Below are 290 nucleotides of genomic sequence, written 5' to 3'. Positions count from 1 at the left end.
ACAGAGAAGTTAAGCCCGCCTGCGCAGATGGTACTGCAGTTATGTGGGAGAGTATGTCGTCGCCTTTCTTTTGAAAATTCTGTTTCTAAAATGGGATTTTTAATTCAAATTTTTGCTTATAGAAATATAAGCAATATGGTACCTTAGCTCAGATGGTAGAGCAATGGACTGAAAATCCATGTGTCCCTGGTTCGATCCCTGGAGGTACCACATAATGCTCGGATGGTGAAATTGGTAGACACGCTGGACTTAAAATCCAGTGAACAGCAATGTTCGTGCGGGTTCAAGTC

1 tRNA gene is annotated in these 290 nt (G+C 42.4%); it reads left to right on the top strand.

Annotation, left to right across the window (positions count from 1 at the left end):
* The first annotated feature begins 137 nt into the window (after positions 1 to 137).
* Positions 138 to 210 (top strand) — tRNA-Phe (locus tag ACE01P_RS24460).
* Positions 211 to 290: the final 80 nt, after the last annotated feature.

The sequence above is a fragment of the Flavobacterium sp. HJSW_4 genome (genome assembly GCF_042436695.1).
GTDB lineage: Bacteria > Bacteroidota > Bacteroidia > Flavobacteriales > Flavobacteriaceae > Flavobacterium.
Note: the sequence above shows the minus strand (reverse complement) of the source record. Positions and strands in the feature narration are given on the sequence as shown.